4 protein-coding genes are annotated in these 7,395 nt (G+C 47.9%); all 4 read right to left on the minus strand.

Annotated features, from left to right (window positions below; all coding sequences use genetic code 11):
• Nucleotides 1-362: 362 nt before the first annotated feature.
• Nucleotides 363-1,484 carry an HD-GYP domain-containing protein gene (locus ACTHO6_RS20895; RefSeq protein WP_440243726.1) on the minus strand — a complete coding sequence of 374 codons (1,122 nt, stop codon included), beginning with the start codon at nucleotides 1,482-1,484 and terminating at the stop codon, nucleotides 363-365.
• 146 nt (nucleotides 1,485-1,630) lie between these two features.
• Entirely contained in the window at nucleotides 1,631-4,153 is a 2,523-nt protein-coding gene (gyrA, locus tag ACTHO6_RS20900) for a DNA gyrase subunit A (protein ID WP_440243728.1), read from the minus strand.
• A 229-nt stretch (nucleotides 4,154-4,382) separates the two neighbouring features.
• Nucleotides 4,383-5,567 (minus strand): MFS transporter, encoded by a 1,185-nt coding sequence (locus ACTHO6_RS20905; protein ID WP_440243730.1) that lies wholly within the window; start codon nucleotides 5,565-5,567, stop codon nucleotides 4,383-4,385.
• 168 nt (nucleotides 5,568-5,735) lie between these two features.
• Nucleotides 5,736-7,010 carry an MFS transporter gene (locus tag ACTHO6_RS20910; protein ID WP_440243732.1) on the minus strand — a complete coding sequence of 425 codons (1,275 nt, stop codon included), beginning with the start codon at nucleotides 7,008-7,010 and terminating at the stop codon, nucleotides 5,736-5,738.
• Nucleotides 7,011-7,395 lie beyond the last annotated feature (385 nt).

The raw sequence follows: 7,395 nt of genomic DNA on the forward strand, positions 1-7,395 counted from the left end.
GCTGGTTCAAGCTGGCAAATCATGTAAAAATGATAGACTCATCAACGCTTTCGCTGTTCAGTTTTCAAAGAGCATTTCCACTCGCCTTCAAGGCGACTTTTCCAGTATATCATGTCGACCAAGCTTTTGCAAGTTGTTTTTAAGAAGTCCTTGTTGCTTGACAGCGACAATTCAATACTCTATCAAAAAAGATTCATGAAGTCAATACTTCAATCTTCATTTCTTATTGAATGTCTGCTTCAGAGGAAGCGACAAGAAGTATCTTATCACGATTTCAGATACAGTACAAGTAATTTTTTTAATAGAATAGAACTTTTTTGCTAAAAGTAAAGAGAGGTGTATTTACCGCCTCTCTCCCAGCATTACATGTGCTCCAAGACACGAATAATCGACAAATGCCTGGCATCTACCAGGTTTACAATCTTTCCTCCGGTTTCCACCATCGGTCGGGTGGGATGGTTCCGATCGGTAAAAACAATCTTTCCTATCGTCCCGTCGCTTAACTCCACAATCGTACCAATGGCAAATTGGGTAATCCCATCTACAAATTTGCGTACAATAGTTGGATCAAGCTTGCCAAAGCTGTCCTGAACCAATTGCTCTACTACCACGTACGGAGAAAGCGCCTTTTGATAAGCCCGATCCGAACACATTGCATGATACACATCTGCTACAGCAACAATTTTGCTGTACAGGTGCAATTTTGACCCAGGCAGTCCCAATGGATATCCTGAGCCATCCTCCCGCTCATGATGCTGCAAAGCAGCCAACGCGACTCCTTCACTCAAGCCATGGGAAGCTTTAATGATTTGATACCCATAAACGGTGTGCTTTTTCATCTCCTCAAATTCATCTTCTGTAAGCTTCCCAGGCTTGTGCAAAATTCTGGGGTCGATCCTGGTTTTTCCAATATCAAGCAAAGTGCCTGCCAATGCAACCTGCATCCATTCCTTTTCGGGAACCTTGATCCACTTGGCGATCAAAGCAGAAATGATCCCCACCGCAATCGCATGCTCATATGCGTAGCTATCCATCCGCGCAAAACGGGGCAGTGCCAGCAACACCTGCGGCTGCCGCAGAAACTCCGTAATAATCGGAGCAACTACCTCACGCACTTCCATCACCGGAATGTTATTTCCGCCCTGTACCCGGATCATCAGATTTTTCAGCGACGATACTGCCTTTTCAAAGGACTCCTGGATCGTTGGTTTAACAGGGTTCAGCTTGTCCATCGCTTTTGCCTGCTCTTCCATCGGCGCTTCGGCTTGCTCTGGGCCATTGCCAGCGCCAGTCCCCTCAACATGTACCTGTTTGATCATAAAAGCTTCGAGAAATTCAATTTCTCTTTCATACAAAAGGGTTCCTTTGGAAAACAGAACTCCGCCTAATCCCGTATATACTTCCTCTGCCAATCTAGCTCCACTGTTCAGATGCTTCACTTCTACGATGGGCAACTTGGTCACCACCCGATTCAACTTGGTCATTATATAGTCTTCTTTTCCCAATTTTACTCTAATTTCAAACCGTTCGCAGGAATAAAGTAGCAGTTCCTTCGAACTTTCTGCAAAAAAAAAGAAACGCCCCAAAAAATACGGGGCGATTCCCTCTCCTCTATATTTTGCCTTCCTCATTATTCCTCAGTCGGCTCGTCCGATTCAACGCTAGCTGGAGCTTCAAGAGCATCAACTGCCTCAACAGACTCCTGCTCTTCCAAGTCGTCTTCATCCTCTTCTTCATTCGGTGGACATTTCGCCACTGAACCTACCTGCTCATTTTCTGACAGGCGAATCAGCTTCACACCTTGCGTATAGCGACCCATTACAGAAATCCCCTTCATTTCTGTCCGAATGATGATGCCGGAAGTCGTAATTATCATCAAATCTTCCTCTGGCTCAACCACTTTCAGTCCGACAACGGGACCACTGCGTTCGGTCACATTATGCGTCTTGATACCTTTACCGCCGCGAGACTGGAGGCGGTATTCGTCTACAGGAGTCCGTTTTCCATAGCCGTTTGCGGTTACGATCAGGACCTCTGCGTTTGGCTTGATGACATCCATATCAATGACATTGTCGTCATCGTCAAGGGTAATCCCTTTCACGCCAGTCGCATTGCGTCCCATTGTCCGCACATCGCTCTCCTTAAAGCGAACAGACATCCCTTTTTGCGTACCCATGATAATCTCTTGCTGTCCGTCAGTCAATCGAACCCCGATCAGCTCATCATCTTCACGCAGATTGACCGCAATCAGTCCGCCTTTGCGAATGTTTTCAAAGGACTCCAGGGTCGTCTTCTTGATAATTCCTTTCTTGGTCGCAAAGAACAAGAACCGTTCATGATCGAAATCCTTCACCGGGATTACCGCACTGACCCGCTCCCCTTTTTCGATCTGAATCAGGTTGATGATCGGAGTACCTTTTGCCGTACGGCTGAGGTCAGGAATCTCAAAGCCTTTCAGGCGGTACACCTTGCCCTTGCTCGTAAAGAACATGATATAATCATGCGAATTGGTAATGTACAGATGCTCAACGAAATCGTCATCCTTGGTTCCCAATCCTTGCACTCCCCGGCCACCGCGTTTTTGCGAACGATAGGTGGATACAGGCAGTCGCTTGATGTACCCGTCATGAGTCAAGGTAATGACGACATCCTCTTCCGGAATCAAATCGGCGTCTTCAATATGATCCTCATCGAATGTAATCGCTGTGCGTCGTTCATCGCCAAACTTTTCTTTGATTTCACCCAGTTCTTCGCGAATGATCGCCAAGATTTTGGCTTCATCGGCGAGAATGGCACGCAACTCCGCAATTTTCGCCAGGAGCTCCTGGTACTCGTTCTCGATTTTCTCCCGTTCCAAGCCAGTCAGACGTTGCAGACGCATGTCAAGAATCGCTTGTGCCTGCTCGTAGCTCAGGGAGTAATTTGTCATCAGTCCTTCGCGCGCTTCTTCCGTTGTTTGCGAAGAGCGAATCAGGCTGATGATCTCGTCGATATGATCCAGCGCAATCCGCAAGCCCTCCAAAATATGAGCCCGCGCTTCCGCCTGTTTCAGATCGTATTCGGTTCTTCTGCGGATAATCACGCGTTGATGCTGCAAATAGTAATACAGCATGTCACGCAGATTGAGGACACGTGGTCTGCCATCAACCAGTGCGAGCATGTTTACGCCAAACGTGGTCTGCATTTGCGTATGCTTGAACAGATTGTTCAACACGACTTTTGGAATGACGTCGCGACGAAGCTCCATCACGATACGCATCCCTTTTCGGTCGGACTCGTCGCGCAGATCGGTAATGCCTTCGATTTTCTTTTCACGGACAAGCTCTGCAATTTTTTCTACCAGTCGTGCCTTATTCACCTGATAAGGAATCTCCGTCACGATGATGCGCGACTTTCCCTTATCCTCTTCAATTTTCGTTTTCGCCCGCATAATAATGGAGCCACGACCTGTTTCGTATGCACGACGAATCCCGCTAAAGCCGAGAATTTCTCCCGCAGTAGGAAAATCCGGCCCTTTAATGATCTTCATCAGATCGTGAACCGTAATATCCGGGTTGTCGATCATGGCAATAACGCCATCAATGACTTCTGTCAAGTTATGCGGAGGAATATTGGTCGCCATCCCGACGGCAATCCCCGACGCGCCGTTCAACAGCAAGTTCGGAAAGCGCGAAGGCAAGACCACCGGTTCTTCCTTGCGTCCGTCGTAGTTCGGCGTGAAATCAACTGTCTCTTTATCAATATCGCGTAAAAGCTCCAGTGCCAGCTTGGAAAAGCGCGACTCTGTATAACGCATGGCCGCTGCCGGGTCACCGTCTACAGAGCCGAAGTTTCCTTGCCCTTCAACGAGCATATAACGCATATTAAAATCTTGTGCCATACGTACCATCGCTTCATAGATGGAAGAGTCACCATGCGGATGGTAGTTCGCCATAACTTCCCCGACTACGTTTGCCGATTTTCGAAACGCTTTGTCAGGAGTAAGTCCCATGTCGTGCATGGCATACAAAATACGCCTGTGAACAGGCTTCAACCCATCGCGAACATCAGGCAATGCACGACTGACGATCACACTCATCGCGTAGCTGATGAACGATTCTCTCATTTCTTGGCTAATATCGACTTTGGGAAACCGAGCAGTTTCTTCTGCCATAAACGGTAAACCTCCAACTGGTTATCACAATACGTTATTATACCATATAGAAAGAGGGCACGTCCAAAAAATCCAGTCGAATCAATCGCTTCCCCTTGTATTTGCTCCGCTTTTGGCCTCGTATCTCCAAAAAAGTCATTTTCCTAATTATTCCATTTCTACTTTACATTCACTTATGGTTTGTCGTTTTCCCTTTTCTTATTCACCAATAGAAAAACCCGAACCGATTTTAAGAAGAAATCGATTCGGGCACAGCTGTCCTTTTTCCTTGCCGGACCAAATATACGACGTAGACAAGCAAATACAGACCGAGTGCAATCAAGGAATAGCGGTACATCATTGCAAAGCTGGTCGCTTTGGCGACTGCCCCCAGAATCATTGCTCCCCCGCCAATTCCCAGATCGAATGCGGAAAAAAATGTCCCGGTAGCTGCTCCTCTTCGCGATGGATCTACCCGCTTGATCGTCCATGCCTGCAGGGAAGGCTGCACACCGCCGACACCGATACCAAACAAAATCGCAGCAAAGATCAGCTGCCACTCGCTTGTGCTGTACGACAACAGCAGCAAACCGCCCCCGAGAATCATTCCACCCGGCAAAAGAACCCATACAGGTCCCTTGCGATCAAACAATCTTCCCGCCAGTGGCCGAACCGCCATCAGCGCAATCGCGTTAAACAGGAAAAACAAGCCGATATTCGCGATACCCACCTCAATACCAAACAAGGTAATAAAGCTGAAAATCCCCCCGTAAATAATCCCGATCAACAGATTCAACAGAGAGGGGAACAACGCTGCCTTTTCAATGAGACCACTCAGCAGGTTTCCATCCGATTTTTTCCCTGGAACAACGGCTTTTATTTTTACCAGCCTGGACAAGATCATCGCAAGAGCAGTCAACCCTGCAGAGATGGCAAACAGCCACCCGTATCCCCAGTTTTGCGACACCCACAAGCCCAGAAGCGGCCCAAATGCCATCGCCAAGTTGCTGAACATCCCGAAGTATCCCATTCCTTCCCCACTTCTTTCCCGAGGAATGATATCGGACACAATCGTTCCGTAAGTCGTAGTGACAATTCCCCAGCCAATCCCGTGCAAAAAGCGAATCGCCAACACCAACGCCACACTGACCATCCAGTAATACCCAGCGACCGCCAGCAAAAATATGGCCAACCCAATCAGCAAAACAGGCTTCCTCCCGATGGTATCCAACGCTTTCCCGGTAAAAGGACGCACAAGCAATGCCGACACAGTGAAAAGGCTAATGACCAGCCCTACAGCCAGCTGATCTCCCCCCATGTCCGTCACATATACAGGAAGCGTCGGAAGTAGCATCTGAAAGGCCACGAACAGCATAAAATTGGAGAGGGCCAGGATTACAAAATCTCTTGTCCACAACGCCATTTTTTCTGACATCCCTATTCACTCCTATACAAAACCCCGGTTCCTTTCAATACAATAATATATGTAAAGTATAAAAAGTCAACACATGGACGCTCCCATTGTACACTTTGGGATGCACTAGGTGCACTACATGCTAACACCCAAGGCAATCTATACCTTGGGTGTTTTAGCGATTTTCCGTTACACATTCCGGGAAACACTTGTATGGAGCGCGTTCCTTCCGATTCGCATGACCATGAAAGAAGCGAGCAAACAGAACACTCCTGCAGCTATGAACAGGAAGAAGTAACTATTTACTATCGTGTAAATCACGCCGCCCCCGTAGGCAGCTACCGCGGCACCCAATTGATGGGCTGCCAGTATCCATCCGAACAAAATGCCTGCCTGCTGCTTGCCAAAAATATCTGTCGTCAGCCTCAAGGTAGGAGGAACCGTCGCAACCCAATCCAAACCGTAAAATACGATGAACAGCCCCAGGCTAAATGGTGAGGAGGACAACGCCGTAGGCAGAAACATCAAGGAGAGTCCACGCAGCCCATAATACCAGAACAGCAACCAGCGATTATTGTAGCGATCAGACAACCAACCAGAAAAAGTCGTTCCAATAATATCAAAAACACCGATCAGAGCAAGCAGGCTAGCAGCCGTAACTGCTGGGATCCCATGTTCCATGCACGCCGCGATAAAATGTGTTCCGATCAAACCATTCGTAGACAAGCCACAAATAAAAAAACTGCCGGCCAATAACCAAAAGTCAAACGAGCGAAAACCAGTAAACAGTCCATTCATTGCAGCTTGAAAGGGATTTTGTGCTGGAGCAGCAAGCTCTTGGTCAAAGTCTGCCGCTCCATATGCAGTGAGTCCCTTATCACTCGGGCGATCCCGCATCAAGACTGCAACAATCGGAACCATCACGAGCGCCACGGAAGCAATCACCCAGGAGGCTGTACGCCAACCGTCAGACTCAACCAAACTGGCGAGAAGAGGAAGAAATACAAGCTGTCCCGTAGCGCCGCTCGCCGTCAAAATTCCCATAACCAGCCCTCGTTGCTGCACAAACCATCGATTGGCAATCATAGCTCCTAATACGGATGCTGTGCAACCCGATCCAAGACCGACAACCACTCCCCATAATACCGTCAGCTGCCATGATGCCTGCATCCACGTCGTCAGGCCAGCCCCCAGTGCCAGCATTACCAAAGCAATAACCGTGATCCGCCTAATACCGAATCGATCCATGATAGCTGCTGCAAACGGTCCAACTAAACCGTATAGCAACAAATTGATAGACAGCGCAAAGGAGATAGACGAACGACTCCACCCAAATTCTTGTTCGACAGGCACCATGAATACGCCGGGTGCCGAGCGAATTCCAGCCCCAATCAAGAGGATGAAAAAGGTCACTGCAGCAATCACCCAAGCATAGTGGAAACGCATAAAAGCAGCCTGTTTCATGAAAGCTCCTTTCCTGTCCGCAAACATCAGAAATTTCAGAATGTTATCCTGTATCCATTACTATAGTGGAGCAAGAACACAATGTAAAAATGAACTTTTCCATCCCATCCATCAATAATTTCAATGAGTGGGAGGAGAAAACCGTGCGGAGAACGGAATAGAGAAGTAGAGGAACTCTTCCCTCCCCCGCAAGGTCTCTCCCTCGATGCTTATTGAACTGTTTTCCTTGACACGCAAAAAAAGCTGCATTCTCCATTACTTGAAAAGTAATCGGGAATACAGCTTTATTCTTGTTCCTTCAAAACTGGATCTGCATGGTAGCTAAGTGTGTGGATAAGTCCTCGACCGATTAGTATTCGTCAGCTCCACGCGTTGCCGCGCTTCC

The organism is Brevibacillus sp. SAFN-007a (assembly GCF_051967035.1).
GTDB lineage: Bacteria > Bacillota > Bacilli > Brevibacillales > Brevibacillaceae > Brevibacillus.